15 protein-coding genes and 1 tRNA gene are annotated in these 15,734 nt (G+C 71.7%); 3 read left to right on the forward strand and 13 right to left on the reverse strand.

The window, feature by feature from the left end:
- Positions 1–129 precede the first annotated feature (129 nt).
- The 4 genes from ACZ7DE_RS15570 to ACZ7DE_RS15585 all read right to left on the reverse strand — a co-directional run bounded on the left by ACZ7DE_RS15570 (position 130) and on the right by ACZ7DE_RS15585 (position 3,740).
- Positions 130–348, reverse strand: coding sequence for a hypothetical protein (locus ACZ7DE_RS15570; RefSeq protein WP_470761374.1), 219 nt, complete (start codon positions 346–348; stop codon positions 130–132).
- 91 nt (positions 349–439) lie between these two features.
- A complete protein-coding gene (locus tag ACZ7DE_RS15575) occupies positions 440–1,324 on the reverse strand; it encodes an SDR family oxidoreductase (RefSeq protein ID WP_470761376.1) in 885 nt (294 codons plus the stop codon).
- Positions 1,321–2,208 (reverse strand): alpha/beta fold hydrolase, encoded by an 888-nt coding sequence (locus tag ACZ7DE_RS15580; RefSeq protein ID WP_470761378.1) that lies wholly within the window; start codon positions 2,206–2,208, stop codon positions 1,321–1,323. Before ACZ7DE_RS15580 ends, ACZ7DE_RS15575 begins: the two co-directional genes overlap by 4 nt.
- Complete coding sequence (locus tag ACZ7DE_RS15585; protein WP_470761380.1) at positions 2,205–3,740, reverse strand: flavin-containing monooxygenase; 1,536 nt, start codon at positions 3,738–3,740, stop codon at positions 2,205–2,207. Before ACZ7DE_RS15585 ends, ACZ7DE_RS15580 begins: the two co-directional genes overlap by 4 nt.
- 137 nt (positions 3,741–3,877) lie before the next feature.
- Between ACZ7DE_RS15585 and ACZ7DE_RS15590 the strand changes: the two genes are divergently transcribed.
- On the forward strand, positions 3,878–4,546 hold the full coding sequence (locus ACZ7DE_RS15590; RefSeq protein WP_470761382.1) for a MerR family transcriptional regulator: 669 nt from the start codon (positions 3,878–3,880) through the stop codon (positions 4,544–4,546).
- On the opposite strand, the gene ACZ7DE_RS15595 is transcribed toward ACZ7DE_RS15590, so the two are convergent.
- On the reverse strand, positions 4,543–5,346 hold the full coding sequence (locus tag ACZ7DE_RS15595) for an exodeoxyribonuclease III (RefSeq protein ID WP_470761384.1): 804 nt from the start codon (positions 5,344–5,346) through the stop codon (positions 4,543–4,545). The genes ACZ7DE_RS15590 and ACZ7DE_RS15595 overlap by 4 nt on opposite strands.
- Positions 5,347–5,443: 97 nt before the next feature.
- Between ACZ7DE_RS15595 and ACZ7DE_RS15600 the strand changes: the two genes are divergently transcribed.
- Positions 5,444–5,926, forward strand: a complete 483-nt coding sequence (locus ACZ7DE_RS15600; protein WP_470761386.1) for a GNAT family N-acetyltransferase — start codon at positions 5,444–5,446, stop codon at positions 5,924–5,926.
- Positions 5,927–6,266: 340 nt separating this feature from the next.
- On the opposite strand, the gene ACZ7DE_RS15605 is transcribed toward ACZ7DE_RS15600, so the two are convergent.
- The 7 genes from ACZ7DE_RS15605 to galU form a co-directional block, all read right to left on the reverse strand.
- Positions 6,267–6,340: transfer RNA gene (locus ACZ7DE_RS15605), tRNA-Ala, on the reverse strand.
- Between the two features lie 80 nt (positions 6,341–6,420).
- Positions 6,421–7,845 (reverse strand): divisome protein SepX/GlpR, encoded by a 1,425-nt coding sequence (gene sepX / locus ACZ7DE_RS15610; RefSeq protein WP_470761388.1) that lies wholly within the window; start codon positions 7,843–7,845, stop codon positions 6,421–6,423.
- Positions 7,846–8,016: 171 nt separating this feature from the next.
- A complete protein-coding gene (locus tag ACZ7DE_RS15615) occupies positions 8,017–8,721 on the reverse strand; it encodes a GNAT family N-acetyltransferase (RefSeq protein WP_470762024.1) in 705 nt (234 codons plus the stop codon).
- A complete protein-coding gene (locus tag ACZ7DE_RS15620) occupies positions 8,718–9,227 on the reverse strand; it encodes a MogA/MoaB family molybdenum cofactor biosynthesis protein (RefSeq protein WP_470761389.1) in 510 nt (169 codons plus the stop codon). The genes ACZ7DE_RS15615 and ACZ7DE_RS15620 overlap by 4 nt, the downstream gene beginning before the upstream one ends.
- Complete coding sequence (gene moaC, locus ACZ7DE_RS15625; RefSeq protein WP_470761391.1) at positions 9,224–9,703, reverse strand: cyclic pyranopterin monophosphate synthase MoaC; 480 nt, start codon at positions 9,701–9,703, stop codon at positions 9,224–9,226. Before moaC ends, ACZ7DE_RS15620 begins: the two co-directional genes overlap by 4 nt.
- An 82-nt stretch (positions 9,704–9,785) precedes the next feature.
- Positions 9,786–11,111, reverse strand: coding sequence for a molybdotransferase-like divisome protein Glp (gene glp, locus ACZ7DE_RS15630; protein ID WP_470761393.1), 1,326 nt, complete (start codon positions 11,109–11,111; stop codon positions 9,786–9,788).
- 5 nt (positions 11,112–11,116) lie between these two features.
- Positions 11,117–12,019 (reverse strand): UTP--glucose-1-phosphate uridylyltransferase GalU, encoded by a 903-nt coding sequence (gene galU, locus ACZ7DE_RS15635; RefSeq protein ID WP_470761395.1) that lies wholly within the window; start codon positions 12,017–12,019, stop codon positions 11,117–11,119.
- 117 nt (positions 12,020–12,136) lie between these two features.
- Between galU and ACZ7DE_RS15640 the strand changes: the two genes are divergently transcribed.
- Entirely contained in the window at positions 12,137–12,751 is a 615-nt protein-coding gene (locus tag ACZ7DE_RS15640; protein ID WP_470761397.1) for a 5-formyltetrahydrofolate cyclo-ligase, read from the forward strand.
- Between the two features lie 114 nt (positions 12,752–12,865).
- Here ACZ7DE_RS15640 and ACZ7DE_RS15645 read toward each other — a convergent pair whose 3' ends face one another.
- Complete coding sequence (locus ACZ7DE_RS15645) at positions 12,866–15,658, reverse strand: penicillin acylase family protein (RefSeq protein ID WP_470761399.1); 2,793 nt, start codon at positions 15,656–15,658, stop codon at positions 12,866–12,868.
- Between the last annotated feature and the right edge of the window lie 76 nt (positions 15,659–15,734).

Below are 15,734 nucleotides of genomic sequence, written 5' to 3' on the forward strand. Positions count from 1 at the left end.
AACGGGAGGCGGGAGGACGAGAGACAGGAGGACGAGGGGAGTTCGAGAGACAGGCGGGAGGACGACGGGAGGGGCGCCCCGGGCCCGGGGCGCCCCTGTCAACCGTTCACCGTCGCCGGGAGCGGTGCGTCAGATCTCGTCGTCGAAGCCGACGCGCTCGCGCTCGCGGTCCCGCTCCTGCGGGTTACGGCGCTCCGCCTCCTCGCGCTCCGGGCGCATGCGCTCCGCGTCCTCGCCCGGACGCTGCTTACCGCGCGACTGGACCTGCTCCTTGGCCTGCTGGGCCTTCTGCTTGGCCTGCTGCTGCCACTGCTCGGTCTGGTCCTGGAACTTGTCCTTCATACCCATGTGGGTTCACTCCTGTGGGAGATGAGGGGGTTGGGGCCCCGTGGTGGGGCCTCGACCAGACTCACACGGGCGGTCACGGCGCGCATGTCGATCAACTACGCTGCGTAGCCCTCGCCTGTTCGTCGGCGGAGCCGCCCGCTCCCACCAGCCCCGTCCGCATCCCCTGCAGCCGGGGCGCGTACCGCTTCATCTCGCGCCGGCCGACGGTCGCGATGAGTCCGGGCAGATATCCGCGCATCCCCTGCATGCCCCGCAGCCAGCCCTGTCCGTACACGTGCGGCGAGCGCCGCTCGATGCCGGCCACGATCCGGTCGACCGCCGGGCCCAGCGGGTACGTCTTGTTCGACGGCCACGGCAGCCGCTGCCTCAACTCCCGCATCACCTCGTCCTGGTCGGCCCCGCGCACCATGTCGGTGTCGGTCCAGGACAGGTATCCGACGCCGACCCGGACGCCCTGGTGGGCGACCTCGGCGCGCAGACTGTGCGCGAACGCCTCCACACCCGACTTGGACGCGCAGTACGCGGTCATCATCGGCGCCGGGGTGATCGCGGCGAGCGAGGCGATCTGCAGCAGATAGCCGCGGCTCTCCTTCAGCAGCGGCAGGAAGGCGCGGGCCGTGACCGCCGAGCCGATCAGGTTGACCTCGATGACCCTGCGCCAGGAGTCCGGATCGGAGTCGGCGAACGGACCGCCGTTGGCCACACCGGCGTTGGCCACGACGATGTCCACCTTGCCGAAGCGCTCCTTCACCTCGGCCGCCACCCGGGCCATCGCCTCGTGGTCGGTGACGTCGGCGTACCAGTGGTCGCTGTCGCTGTGCAGCCGCTCGGACACCTGCTTGAGCGCGTCCGGCTCCAGGCCGACCAGTGCGACCTTCGCGCCGCGCGCGGAGAGCTTGCGCGCGAGCAGCTCCCCGACGCCGCGCGCCGCCCCGGTGACGACGGCGACCTGTCCCTCGAGATCGACCCTGCTCATGCGCCCTCCTTCAACTGCGTGTACGTGGTGGCGAGTTCCCGGATCCGGGAGGTGACCAGGTCGGGCGCCTCGACCGGCGTCATGTGGCCGACGCCGGGCAGTTCGGTGACGCCGAGGGAGTGCGGCAGCGCCGCGGCGATCCGGTGGGCGTGCACCGGCGGGGTCATCCGGTCGCCGGTGCCGACCAGCACCGCCGTCGGCACGCTCAACTCCCCCACGCCGTGGTCGAGATCGAGCAGATGCAGCACGCGCGACCAGGCGTGCCGCACCCGGCGCGGGCAGGCGTGCACGATGTGGGCGCACGTCCGCACCATGTGCGGGGCCGCCCCGGCGCCCATCGTGGCGTACTTCAGGATCCGCATCGCGACCGGCGTGACCGGCCCGAGGGGCGCTCTCGAGCCGAGGACGTGCCGGGTCAGCCAGGTCCGCAGCCGGCCTGGCCGCAGGGGGACGACGGTGGACTCGGCGACCAGCCGCGAGGCGCCGGTGCTGCACAGCAGGACGGCGGCCGCGTGCTCCTTGAAGCCGGCCCGCCCGGCCGCCGCCAGCACGGTCATGCCGCCCATGGAGTGACCGACGATCACGGCCTTCTCCCCGGGCGCGAGCGTCGCGTCCAGGACGGCTTCCAGGTCGTCGGCGAGGACGTCCGTGCTGCACACCGGGCTCGCCGGGGTGCGTCCGTGGCCGCGCTGGTCGTACGCGACGACGCGGTGGTCGACGGCGAGGTCGCGGATCTGCGCCGCCCAGAACGCCGTCGAACAGGTCCAGCCGTGGGCGAGGACGACGACGGGCGCGGTCCCGGCCCCCGAGTCGGGGCCGTGGATCTCCACGTGCAGACGGGTGCCGTCGGCGGAGACGGCGGTGAGCTCACGGGACGAGGTCACGCCGTCACCTCCTTCTCCTCGGCGGCCTGCGCGCGAGCGGGCGCGCGCAGCACCTCGTACTCCGCGAGGTCCACGCGGCGCGTCGCGCGCCGGAACTCGGCGGTGGTGCCCGGCCAGACGGTGGTGTTGCGGCCGTTGGCGTCCAGGTACCAGCTGGTGCAGCCGCCCGTGCTCCACACCGTGCGCTTCATCCGGTCCTGCACCCGGCGGTTCCAGGCGTGCACGGCGCTCGGCCGGGCGTCCAGGGCCGCGCGGCTTCCCCCGGTGCCTCGAGGGCCCGGGGGGACCGTCAGGACGTCGAGCTGGCGCAGATAGTCGGCCATGTAGTTCAGCTGGGACTCGATCATCAGGATCATGGAGGAGTTCCCGAGGCCCGTGTTGGGGCCGATGATCGTCATCCAGTTGGGGAAGCCGGCGGCGGACGCGCCCCGCAGGGCCTGCATGCCGCCCTTCCAGCTCTCCGCGAGCGTCCGCCCGTCGGCGCCCACGACCCGGTCGGCGATCGGCATGTCGGTGACGTGGAACCCGGTGCCGAAGACGATCACGTCGGCCTCCGCCTCACTGCCGTCGGCGGCGACCAGGGTGGACCCGCGGACCTCGCTCAGGCCGCTCGTCACGACGTCCACGTTGGGCTGCGTGAGGGCCGGATAGTAGGTGCTGGACAGCAGGATCCGCTTGCAGCCGATGCGGTAGTCCGGGGTGAGCTTGGCGCGCAGGGCCGGGTCCTTGACGGCACGGGCCATGTTCCGCTTGGCGAGCTGCTCGACGAAGCCGAGTTCGTTCGGATGCTTGGTGAAGGCCTGCACCTGCAGCTCGCGGATGCCCCACAGCAGCCCGCGCCGCAGCTGCGCGGTGAAGGGCAGGGCGCGGTGCAGGGCCCGCTCCGCGCCGCTGACGGCCCGGTCGACGCGGGGCATCACCCAGGGCGGGGTGCGCTGGAAGAGGGTCAGCCTGGAGACGTCCGGCTGGATGGCCGGCACGATCTGGATGGCCGAGGCCCCGGTTCCGACCATGGCGACCCGCTTGCCGGTGAGGTCGTGATCGTGGTCCCAGCGGGCCGAGTGGAAGACCTTGCCCGGGAACGACTCCAGGCCGGGGATCTCCGGGATCCTCGGGTCGGACAGCGGCCCGGTCGCGGACACGACGACGTCGGCGAAGTAGCGCCCGCCGCTCGTCTCGACGTCCCAGCGCAGCTCCTGCGCGTCCCAGGTCATCCGCAGCACCTCGGAGTCGAGCCGCAGGTGCGGCCGCAGCCCGAAGACGTCCGTGACGTGCTCCAGGTAGGCGCGGATGTGCTCCTGGCCGGAGAAGGTGCGCGGCCAGTCGGGGTTGGGCGCGAAGGAGAAGGAGTAGAGGTGGGACGGCACGTCACAGGCGCACCCCGGGTAGCTGTTGTCCCGCCAGGTCCCGCCCACGCTGCTCGCCCGCTCCAGGATCACGAAGTCCGTGATCCCCTCGCGGCGCAGCCGCACGGCGGCGCCCAGCCCTCCGAAGCCGGACCCGATCACCGCCACCCGTACGTGTTCGGTCATCCCGACACCTCCCAGCCGTGCGACTCTCGCGACTCTGCCAGTGAACACTGGCGCAATGGGAGGGTAGAGCAGGTACGTACCGATGGGTAGGGGCCGGGAGAAGGAAAGTTACCGGCGGTACAACATAGGCTGCGTCCGTGATGGAGAAGCGCGAGTACCGAACGGAGGAGCTGGCCGAAAAGGCCGGCATCACAGTGCGCACGCTGCGCTTCTACCGCGAGCGCAAACTGCTCGCACCACCCCGCCGCGAGGGCCGCATCGCCTGGTACGACGACCATCACCTGGCCCGGCTGCGCACGATCTCCGCCCTCCTGGAACGCGGCCACACCCTGACCGGCATCGCGGAGCTGGCGGACGCCCTGGACCAGGGCAGCGACGTGGCCGAGCTGATCGGCGTCGGCGGCCCCACCGAGGAGGAGCCGGTCCGCCTCACGCCGGAGGAACTCGCCGCCCGCTTCGAGGGACAGGTCACCCCCGAGAACCTGGCCGCCGCCCTCGACCTCGGCTACCTGGGCACGGACGGCGACGAGATCGTCCACATCAGCAGACGACTGCTGGACGTGTCCTCCGCCCTCGTCGGCGAGGGAATCCCGCTCGCCGAGGTCCTCGCCGCGGGCGTCCGCGTCCGCGAACACGCCGACGCCCTCGCCGAGCTCTTCACCGACCTGATCCTGCGCCACGCCACCGCGAAGGACCTGCCGCGCCTGCGCCCGCTGGCCCGAAGCGTGGTGGAGGCGGAAGTCTCCCTGGCACTGGACCGGCGCCTGCGGAAGGAGACACAGGGCGGACCCGGCGGCGGGGCCTAGAGGTCGTAGACGACGGTCACCGGCGCGTGGTCCGACCAGCGCTCGCCATGCGTGGCCGCACGCTCCACCAGCCCCTTGACGGCCTTGCCCGCGAGCCCCGGCGTCGAGACCTGGTAGTCGATGCGCCACCCCGAATCGTTGTCGAAAGCCCGCCCCCGGTACGACCACCAGGTGTAGGGACCCTCCACGTCCGGGTGCAGCGACCGCATGACGTCCACGTAGCCGCCGTCCTCCGGCGCGAAGACCCGGCTCAGCCATGCGCGCTCCTCCGGCAGGAACCCCGAGTTCTTCTGGTTGGCGCGCCAGTTCTTCAGGTCGGCCTGCTGGTGGGCGATGTTCCAGTCGCCGCAGACCAGGACCTCGCGGCCGTCGGCGGCGGCGCGTTCGCGCAACCCCTTGAGGTGGGCGAGGAACTCGCCCGTGAAGCGGACCTTCTCGTCCTGGCGGTCGGTGCCGACCTCGCCGGAGGGCAGGTAGAGGGAGGCGATCGTCACACCGGGCAGGTCGGCCTCGACGTAACGGCCGCTGCCGTCGAACTCGGCGGAGCCGAAGCCGACGCGGACGGCGTCAGGCTCGCGGCGGGTGTAGAGGGAGACACCGGCGCGCCCCTTGGCGGCGGCCGGGGCGTGGGTGACGAACCAGCCCTCGGGGGCCCGAACGGTCTCCGGCAGCTGCTCCGGCTCGGCCCGCACCTCCTGCAGGCACAGCACGTCGGCGGAGGTGTCGGCGAGCCACTCCACGAAGCCCTTCTTCGCGGCGGCGCGCAGCCCATTCACGTTCACGGAGGTCACGGTCAGCACCCGGGCACGATACCGGCCGGGCTTCGGCTACCGGCACACTGGACCGGGCCCGCACCCCGACTTCTCCATGACTGTGCATAGAACTACTGTAGGCGGCATGAATATACGCAGCGTTCCCTTCGACCACCCCGACGCCGTCAAGCTCAACGACGAGGTCCAGGCCGAGTACCACGAGCGCTACGGCGACGGCGGCGACGCCACGGTCCTCGAACCGTCCGACTTCCGGCCGCCGCGCGGGGTGTACTTCATCGCGTACGACGAGCGGGACCGGCCCGTGGCCACGGGCGGTTGGCGCAGCCAGGACGAGAACGGCGAGGGCAACCAGGACGGCGACGCCGAGCTGAAGCGCATGTTCGTCGTCCGCGAGATGCGCGGGCGGGGGCTGGCGCGGCGGATCCTGACCGCCCTGGAGGAGGACGCCCGGGCCGCCGGACGCACCCGGATGGTCCTGGAGACCGGCACCGAGCAGCCGGAGGCCATCGCCCTGTACACCTCCAGCGGCTACGAGCCGTGCGGGAAGTTCGGCTACTACCGCGAGTACGAGTCGAGCAGATGCTTCGCCAAGCCCCTCGGCTCCTGAACGGCCACTGCCACAGCCCCGGCTCGGGGACGGCCCGTTGCGGGCGGTCGGCACGGCTCGGGCCCACGCCTTCGAGCACGCCGCATTCCACACGGCCACCCGGGCCGCCCGACTACCCCCGGCTGCCGTCCAGTTGGCGGTAGGGACGGTCGCGGAGGACGACGGGTGCGTCCTCCCCGGAAGTTCTTTTGCCGGTCGGCGGACGCCGAGCCACTGACCGTCGCCACGGTGGACGCCCTGCCGGTGCCGCCAGCGCCGGCGGCCTGCCCACGGCACGCCGCGCACTCCGGCGCACACGATAGAGCCCCCGTCGGCTTCCCGACGGGGGCTCTATGCTGCGTGGACCTGAGGGGATTTGAACCCCTGGCCCCCTCGATGCGAACGAGGTGCGCTACCGGACTGCGCCACAGGCCCTTGCAACGAGTGAAACTCTAGCACCCCCATCGGCGTGCTTGGAAATCCGTTCCCCGAGGCCGGGCGGGGGGCGGGGCCCCTCATTCGTTGGCGGCCCGGGGGCGCTCGCCGTCCTCGTACTGGTCGAACAGCGGAGTGCGGCCCCGTTCGCGCGAGCGCCGGGCAGAGGCCGCGCGCCGCGCGTCGCTGCGCTCGCCGCCCTCCGCCGTCCGGTCGTCCGCCGTCCGGTCCTCGGCCGTACCGCCCGGTGCGCGGTCCGCCGCTCCGGTCGGGGTGTCCCCGGCGTCCGCCGCCTCCTGCTCCGGCGCGACGGAACTCGACCGGGCCGAGCTCCAGGCGTCGGGCCCCGCGAGGTCCACGTCGGACGTGGCGCGCGGGGCGACCGGTGCGGTCACGTACGTGGGCAGCGGGACCGGGACCGGGTCCCAGCTCTCGCCGTGGCCCGGGCGGCGCTGCCGCTCGCGCTGCTGGTCGACCCACTCCGCGTGGTCGGTCTGCTCGACGAGCGCCCTGCGGTCCGCTGCCAGCGCCAGCAGGCCCGGGTCGGTCTCCGGTTCGGGGGCCTCGTGCGGCTCCTCGGCGTCGGCGCCGGGGTCGGGGTCGAGGGACGACGCGGCCGCCGGGGCGGGCGCCCTGCGGCGCGGCTGACGCTCGCGCAGCCGCTGGGCGGCGACCTCGGCACGCCGGCGGTCCATCTGGTAGGCGAAGCGGCGGCGCTCCTGGGAGCGCAGATAGGCGATGTACGCGCTGAGCAGGACGGCGGGCACGGCGGGCGCCCAGAGGAAGGCGAGCCCGCCGACCGCCGCGACGATCGCCCCGAGCGTGAAGGCGAGGAAGAGCATCACCGTGGTGCGCCGGCGGCGCGCGAGCGCCTTCGAGCGCTGGGCGCGCGCGGCGGACGCCTGCGCGGCGGACGCCTGCGCGGCAGACATGTGCCGCGCGGCCGGCACGCGTCGGCCCGCCGGTGCGGCGCCCCCGTCGCGCGCAGGCGCGGAGGCCGCGGACGCGGAGGCCGTCGAGGAACCCGAAGGGACGGGCGAGGCCGCGGAGGGCGCGGACGCGTGGTCGCGCGGGGACTTGACGCTCTGTTCGCGCGGCTCCCGCCCGGGGTCGGCCGCCGGCTCGCGCACCGGTTCACGTGGCGCTTCGGAGCGGGCGGGCCCTCGTTCGTGGCCGCGCTCCTGCCTGCGCTCCGAGCCCCGTTCCTGCACCTGCGCCTTCACCTGCGGGCGCGTCGGAGGCATGGCGAAGGCCCGGACGTCCACCGAGTCGGTGACGGCGTCCGGAGCGTCGGCGTCGGGCTCCTCCTCGGTGGAGCGCGCCCGCAGGTCCTTGGCGTACCGGCGCTCCATGCCCGCCCGTCCGGACAGCAGCCGGATGGCGGTGCTGAAGCGTTCCGTGGGACGAGCCTCGTTCAGCTCGTCCTGCCTACGGAGCCACATGGGCACCAAGTAGGCGGCCCAGGCCCCGACGATGACTGCGTAGATGAGGCCGCTGCTGCTCACGTCTCACACCGTAGAGGGGTTTACGTGAGGCCATCCGCCAATTGAGCCGGTGTGTCGCACGATCTGGCTGATATTTCGAACTTTTTTTGTGACCGATGCGATCAACAGGCCGCCTGGGGCACGAATTACGGGCCCCAGACGGTCACCACTCGATCATTATCGAACACTTATTCAATTTCCCGGGTCCCGGTGATTCCCACCGGCATTCCCCGAGGTGTTCTGGGGGGCGCTCCGAGGGGCGCTCTGCTGACCGCGCGGCGCACTTCGGGAGCGGGTGCGCCGCCACCGGCTCAACAGGCCCTCCGGGACCTCCTCCGACGTGAGCGCGAACACGAGGTGGTCGCGCCACGCGCCGTCGATGTGGAGATAGCGCGGCCGCAGCCCTTCCTCCCGGAATCCGAGTTTCTCCACGACCCGGCGGCTGGGGCCGTTCTCGGGGCGAATGCAGACCTCGATGCGGTGCAGTCCGACGGTCCGGAAACAGTGGTCCACCACGAGCGCGACGGCCGTCGGCATCACCCCGCGACCGGCCACCGACTCGTCCACCCAGTAGCCGACGTGCCCCGAGCACATCGACCCCCAGGTGATTCCGGCGACCGTCAACTGCCCGACGAGCCGCCCCTGGTACTCGATGACGAACGGCAGCATCCGCCCCGCGTTCGCCTCGGTCCGCAGATGCCGGACCATCTGACGGTAGGTCGGCCGGTGCGCGATCGGCCCGCTGGGCGCGGGCGGCGGGATGGTCGCCTCCCAGGGGCGCAGCCAGTCCCGGTTGCGCCGGTTGACCTCGCGCCAGGCCCGCTGGTCGCGCAGCTTTATGGGCCGCAGGACGATGTCGCCCTCCGTCAGTTCGACGGGCCAGGATGGGGTGTTCAGCTGGCACCCCCGTGGCTGGGTCTGCGGTGGTCGCCGCCGCGGATCTGGTCGACGGCATGGATCAGCAGGGGCTCCAGGACGGCGAGGCCGTCCCTCACCCCGCCGGTGGAACCGGGCAGGTTGACGATCAGGGTGCCGCCCGCCACTCCGGCCAGGCCCCGGGAGAGCGCCGAGGTGGGCACCTTCTCCCGGCCGTACGCCCGGATGGCCTCGGCGATGCCCGGCACCTCGCGGTCGATCACCGCGCGGGTCGCCTCGGGCGTGCGGTCGGTGGGCGAGATTCCCGTGCCGCCGGTGGTGACGACGGCGTCGTACCCGGCCTCGACGGCGGCGTGCAGCGCGGCCTCCACGGGATCGCCGTCCGGAACGACCTGCGGGCCGTCCACGGTGAAGCCGAAGCCGCGCAGACCGTCGGCGATCAGCGGGCCGCCCCTGTCCTCGTAGACGCCGGCGGCGGCCCGGTTGGAGGCGGTCACGACGAGTGCCCGGTACGGCGCCGCGCTCATGCCCGGCTCCAGTCGCCCGACTTGCCGCCCGTCTTCTCCTCTACGCGCACGTCCGTGATCACCGCTTTCTTGTCGACCGCCTTGACCATGTCGATCACGGTGAGCGCGGCGACGGACACAGCGGTGAGGGCCTCCATCTCGACGCCCGTGCGGTCCGTCGTCTTCACCGTGGCGGTGATCTCCACGGCGTCGTCCGCGACCGACAGGTCCAGTTTCACACCGGAGACGGCGAGCGGGTGGCACAGCGGGATCAGGTCCGGGGTGCGCTTGGCGCCCATGATGCCCGCGATCCGCGCGGTGGCCAGCGCGTCGCCCTTGGGCACGCCCTCGCCCCGCAGCAGTTCGATCACGCGGGGCGAGACGAGCACCCGCCCGCTGGCACGCGCGGTGCGGGCGGTGACGTCCTTGCCGGACACGTCGACCATGCGCGCCGCGCCCGCGTCGTCGATGTGCGTCAGTCGGTCCTGCGTACTCATGCTGGTGGCGCTCCCGGTCCGGGCCCGCGCGGTGCGGCGCAGGGCCTGTTGTGCGCGACACGGTACCCCCAACCAGGAGCGCTCAGCCGAGCAGGACGACCTCGACCTCGGCGCCGGGCTCGACGGACTCCACGTCCTCGGGGACGACGATCAGCGCGTCGGCGTGCGCGAGGGCCGCGACCAGGTGGGAGCCTGCGCCGCCGACCGGGCGCACGGAGCCGTCGGCGCAGACCGCGCGCAGGAACTGTCTGCGGCCCTTCGGCGAGGTCAGCGCCTTGTCGGCGGTCAGCCTCGCGCGCGTGGTGGGCCGGTGGACGTCCGCCAGCCCCATGAGGGTGCGGATGGCGGGCCGGACGAACAGTTCGAAGGACACGTACGACGACACCGGGTTGCCGGGCAGGGCGAGCAGGGGGGTGTGGTCGGGGCCGACCGAGCCGAAGCCCTGGGGCTTGCCGGGCTGCATGGCGAGTTTGCGGAACTCGACGCCGCCGCCCTCCTCGTCCTCGTCGCCCACGTGCTCCAGCGCCTCCTTGACGACGTCGTACGCCCCGACGCTGACGCCGCCGGTGGTGACGACGAGGTCGGCGCGCACGAGCTGGTCCTCGATGGTGGCGCGGAGGGTCTCGGCGTCGTCGGCGACCGCGCCGACCCGGTAGGCGATGGCGCCCGCGTCCCGGGCGGCCGCGGTGAGGGCGAAGCTGTTGGAGTCGTAGATCTGGCCGCTGCCCAGCTCCGCGCCCGGCTGGACCAGCTCGCTGCCGGTGGACATCACGACCACGCGCGGGCGCGGGCGCACCCGTACGGCACCGCGGCCGATCGCGGCGAGCAGGGCGATCTGGGGCGGCCCGAGGACGGTTCCGGCGTCGAGGGCGCGCTCCCCCGCCTTCACGTCGCTGCCCTCGGCGCGCACGTGCGCGCGTGCCTCGGCGGACCGGTACACGCGCACGTGCCCGGAAGCCTGCTCGGGGGCGAGGCTGCGGGCGCGCATCCCGCTGACCGGGCCCTCGCCGAGACCCCCGTCGGTCCACTCCACGGGGACGACGGCCTCGGCGCCGGGCGGCAGCGGGGCGCCGGTCATGATCCGGGCGGCCTGACCGGGCCCCACGTGCAGCAGGCCGGCGGACTGCCCCGCCGCGACGTCCCCGACGACGTCCAGAGCGGCCGGGAACTCCTCGCTCGCGCCCGCGACGTCCGCGACCCGTACCGCGTACCCGTCCATGGAACTGTTGTCGAAGGGCGGCAGCGAGACCGGCACCGTGACGTCCTCGACGAGGACACAGCCCTGGGCGTCGGGCAGTTGCAGCTCGATCGGCTCCAGCGGGCGGACCGTGGCGAGGATGTCCTCCAGGTGCTCGTCCACCGACCAGAGGCGGTCCTGGGCGGTGGGACGGGGCGCGGCGGTGCTCAAGGTGGCTACATCTCCTCGGTGACGTAACTGCGAAGCCAGGACCGGAAGTCCGGACCCAGATCCTCACGTTCGCACGCGAGTCTGACAATGGCACGCAGATAGTCGCCGCGGTCGCCGGTGTCATAGCGGCGGCCCTTGAAGACGACGCCGTGGACGGGGCCGCCGACCTTCTCGTCCTGCGCGAGCTGCTGGAGGGCGTCGGTGAGCTGGATCTCGCCGCCACGCCCGGGCTCGGTCTGGCGCAGCACGCCGAACACGCTCGGGTCGAGCACGTAGCGGCCGATGATCGCGTAGTTCGACGGGGCGTCCGCCGGGTCCGGCTTCTCCACGAGACCGGTCACCTTGACGACGTCGGCGTCCACGGTGGCCTCGACGGCCGCGCAGCCGTAGAGGTGGATCTGCTCCGGGGCGACCTCCATGAGCGCGACGACGCTGCCGCCGTGCCGCTCCTGGACCTCGATCATCCGCTGGAGCAGCGGGTCACGGGGGTCGATCAGGTCGTCGCCCAGCAGGACGGCGAACGGCTCCTGTCCGACGTGCGGGGCCGCGCACAGGACGGCGTGGCCGAGGCCCTTGGGGTCGCCCTGCCGGACGTAGTGCATGGTCGCGAGGTCGCTGGACTGCTGGACCTTGGCGAGCCGGGCGGCGTCGCCCTTCTTCTGCAGGGCCGACTCGAGCTCGTAGTTGCGGTCGAAGTGGTCCTCCAGAGGCCGCTTGTTGCGGCCGGTGACCATGAGGACGTCGTCGAGGCCCGCGGAGACGGCCTCCTCGACCACGTACTGGATCGCGGGCTTGTCCACGACCGGCAGCATCTCCTTGGGAGTCGCCTTGGTCGCCGGCAGGAACCGGGTGCCGAGGCCTGCCGCGGGGATGACAGCCTTGCTGATCCTGGGGTGCGACTGAGTCATGTCGGCAACCTTATCCGCTGGCTTTGGGACGAATCTGTGGCTCTGATCGATTCATGATCGTATGGGCGCATAAGAGCTGTGTGTGAGAGCAATGCACGAATGGTGCGGGAGTGACGTATGAGCCACCTAGAAGGCGGACCAGAGCCTGACAAACGGATGTTGCGGCGAGGGTTCCTCGCCATGAGGAACAGATTGACGACGGATGACCTGCGCTCGGCGGCCGCCGCACTGGCCGAGCACGCCATGGAGCTTCCCGAACTGGCGGACGCGCGCACGGTGGCGGCGTACGTCTCCGTGGGCAACGAACCCGGCACCCTGGCCCTGCTGGACGCGCTGCGCGCGCGGGGCGTGCGCGTCCTGCTCCCCGCGCTGCTGCCCGACAACGACCTGGACTGGGGTGCGTACACCGGCGAGGGTTCCCTCGCACGGGTCCGGCACGGCGGGAAGACCGCTCTGCTGGAGCCGGTCGGCGAGCACCTCGGCCCGGACGCCGTGGCGGAGGCCGACGTGGTGCTGCTGCCCGGCCTCGCGGTCGACGCGCGCGGTATGCGGCTGGGCCGCGGCGGCGGCTCGTACGACCGCGTGCTGGCCCGGCTGGCGGCCCTCGGGGCCCGCCCCTGCCTGGTGGTGCTCCTGTACGACTCGGAGGTGGTCGAGCGCCTCCCCGAGGAGGCGCACGACCAGCCGGTACAGGCGGTGGTGACGCCTTCGGGAGTACGCCGCTTCACCTGAACCCCGGGGCGGAGGCCGGACGGGGCGCACGGGTGACACGGTCGGGTGCCGCACACAGGGGGAGACGCGAGGGGGCCCTCCACGCGCGCGTGGAGGGCCCCCTTCATCGCCGGCTCAGGGCTTGAGGAGCAGGGTGTCGCTGGTGCTGTCCTCGACCGCCTTCTTCGAGAAGGACCAGTCGAGCAGCTCACCGTTGACCCACTTGCCCGTCTGGTCGGTGTAGTGGGCACTGAAGGCGTGGCCCGAGGCGCCGGTGAGGTTGATCCACTTCGACTTGTCCAGGTCCGCGAGGTTGACCACCATCCGCATCGACGGCACCCACACCACCTCGTAGCCGCCGGCCGCGTTCCAGCCGGTCGCGTCGACCGTCGCCTCGCCGCCGCCGAGCTTCCAGGGGCCGCGGTTGAGGATGTACTTCAGGAATCCGGGACCGCTGGTGCCCAGGGTCTGGTTCTTCAGGAACAGGCGGTGCAGCCGGCCCCAGCTCCAGGTGTCGATGTCCTTGCCCAGCTTGGCGGTCAGCTCCCAGCGGGCGTCGATCATGGCCCGCTCGAACAGCTTGTCCCGGTTGTGGTCGGCGCCGGTGCGGTTGCCCGAGTCGGGCGTCGTCCACCACTCGCTGTCCGTCTTCTCCAGGAGGTTGCGCACGACCTCGAACCAGCGGTCGCCGCCGTCCGGCTGCGCCTGGTCGGCGTCGCGCTGGCCGCACTCGCGGACCTTGTCGGTGTCGTCGACCGGGCCGGTGGTGTTGACCGGGTCGACCCACAGGCACTGGCCCTCCACACGCAGTTCCTTGGGCAGCTTGTTGCCGAAGGCCAGCTTGAGGATGTTGCGCCAGACGGCGTTGAAGTAGGCGGCCGCCGCGGAGTCGGCGTCCTGGGTGTAGTCCCAGCCCTGCAGCAGGTCCTGCGCCTCGCGCACGTCCGGGTCGTCCAGGTTGAGCTTGAGCAGGATGGGCACGAGCAGCCGGGCGATCTGGCTGTCGTTGTCCAGCTGCATCTGGCGCATGTCGTCGGTGGAGATCTTGCCGCCGCCCTTGATCTTGCCCTTGATCAGGTCGGTGATCCGCTGGCTGCGCGCGCCGTAGCCCCAGTCCGTGGTGAGCGTGTACGGGTACTTGTCCTTGTCGACCACGGCCTGGTTGGCGGTGACGATGTAGCCGCGCGCGGGGTCGAACTCGTAGGGCAGCTCGTCGAACGGGATGTACTTCTTCCACTGGTACTTCGAGTCCCAGCCCGGCGTGGGGATCGAGCCGTCCACGCCCTTGGCGCGGGTGGGGATCTTGCCGGGCAGCTGGTAGCCGATGTGGTTCGCGGTGTCGGCGTAGACCAGGTTCTGCGAGGGCACGTCGAAGAGCTCGGCCGCCTTGCGGAAGCCGTCCCAGTCCTTCGCCTTGTCGAGGGCGAAGACGGCGTCCATGGAGGTGCCCGGTTCCAGGGCGGTCCACTTCAGGGCGACGGCGTACCCGTCGCCCCGGTCGGGCGCCGCGCTGTCGACGCCGGCCTTTTTGCCGACCTTGACGAGCTCGTCGTCGCGGTCGGAGAGCAGCGGCATCCCGTCCTGGGTCTGGCGGACGACGATCGGCTTGGCGGCGCCGCCCGCGACCTTGATGGTCTCGTCGCGCCTGACGAACGGCCTGACCTTGCCGTCGTACTGGTAGCCGTCGTCGCCGGAGAGCTTCTCCAGGTAGAGGTCGGTGACGTCCACGCCGGAGTTCGTCATGCCCCAGGAGATGTCCGCATTGTGGCCGATTATCACACCGGGCATGCCCGCAAAGGTGTAGCCGGAGACGTCGTACTGGCACTTGCTGGAGACGCTGCGGCAGTGCAGGCCCATCTGGTACCAGACGGACGGCAGCGAGGCCGACAGATGCGGGTCGTTGGCCAGCAACGGCTTGCCGGTGATGGTGTGCGTCCCGGCGACGACCCAGGAGTTGGAGCCGATGCCGTTGCCGTTCACCCCGACGGCCGTGGGCAGGTCGTCCAGAACGTCGTACAGGCCGGAGAGCTGGCTCTGCAGGGCCGAGCCGCTGCCGTTCCCGGTGCCGCTGCCGTTCCCGCCGCCGGACGAGTCACCGGAGCCCGAGCCCGAGCCGCTGCCGCCGACACTGTCGCCGTCGCTCTGCTCGAACGTCTTGGTCAGCTCGTCGTACCGGCCTTCCTGGACGATCGGCTTGTTGCGGTCGTAGGGGTACTCCGGGTAGAGGTCGGCGATCTGCTGCGGGCCGAGACGGCTGGTCATCAGGGCGCGGTCGATCTCGTCCTGCATGTTGCCGCGCAGGTCCCAGGCCATCGCCTTCAGCCACGCGACCGAGTCGACGGGGGTCCACTCGGCGGGCTTGTAGTCGTTGGTGAATCCCAGGGCCGCGTACTCCAGGGAGATGTCCGCCGCGTCCTTGCCCTTGAGGTAGGCGTTGACCCCCTTGGCGTAGGCCTGCAGGTACTTCTTGGTGTCGGCCGACAGCTTGGTGTCGTACTCCTTCTGGGCGACACGGTCCCAGCCCAGGGTGCGCAGGAACTCGTCGTTGTCGACCTGGCCCTTGCCGAACATCTCCGACAGCCGCCCGGAGGTCATGTGCCGGCGTACGTCCATCTCGTAGAACCGGTCCTGGGCCTGGACGTAGCCCTGGGCCATGAACAGGTCCGCGTCGGAGTCCGCGTAGATCTGCGGGATGCCGTAGCCGTCCCGCTTCACGTCGACGGGCCCGGACAGGCCCTCCAGCGTGATCGAACCCTTGGTCTGCGGGAAGGACGCGCGGACGGTGCTGATGGACCAGTAGGCCCCGTAGGCGATGCCACCGATGATGGCCAGCACCAGCACAAGCACGACCAAACGGGCTTTGCGCCCCTTCTTCCTGCCGGACTTGACGGGCTTGTCACCCGATGTGGCGGTGGTGTTGGGGGGCATCGCTGTCCTTGCTGTCCTAACGCGAGCGGCAGGGCTGGCTGTCCTTTTGAATGAGCGCTGGAGCAACCATAGGCGC

It is taken from the genome of Streptomyces sp. NPDC037083, assembly GCF_055606485.1.

Bases quoted from the DNA above. Each gene is read 5' to 3' on its own strand.
- ACZ7DE_RS15640 (WP_470761397.1), top strand. From the start codon at position 12,137: ATGAGCCACCTAGAAGGCGGACCAGAGCCTGACAAACGGATGTTGCGG.
- ACZ7DE_RS15585 (WP_470761380.1), bottom strand. From the start codon at position 3,740: ATGACCGAACACGTACGGGTGGCGGTGATCGGGTCCGGCTTCGGAGGG.
- ACZ7DE_RS15570 (WP_470761374.1), bottom strand. From the start codon at position 348: ATGGGTATGAAGGACAAGTTCCAGGACCAGACCGAGCAGTGGCAGCAG.
- ACZ7DE_RS15620 (WP_470761389.1), bottom strand. From the start codon at position 9,227: ATGAGCGCGGCGCCGTACCGGGCACTCGTCGTGACCGCCTCCAACCGG.
- moaC (WP_470761391.1), bottom strand. From the start codon at position 9,703: ATGAGTACGCAGGACCGACTGACGCACATCGACGACGCGGGCGCGGCG.
- ACZ7DE_RS15600 (WP_470761386.1), top strand. From the start codon at position 5,444: ATGAATATACGCAGCGTTCCCTTCGACCACCCCGACGCCGTCAAGCTC.
- ACZ7DE_RS15645 (WP_470761399.1), bottom strand. From the start codon at position 15,658: ATGCCCCCCAACACCACCGCCACATCGGGTGACAAGCCCGTCAAGTCC.
- ACZ7DE_RS15575 (WP_470761376.1), bottom strand. From the start codon at position 1,324: ATGAGCAGGGTCGATCTCGAGGGACAGGTCGCCGTCGTCACCGGGGCG.
- galU (WP_470761395.1), bottom strand. From the start codon at position 12,019: ATGACTCAGTCGCACCCCAGGATCAGCAAGGCTGTCATCCCCGCGGCA.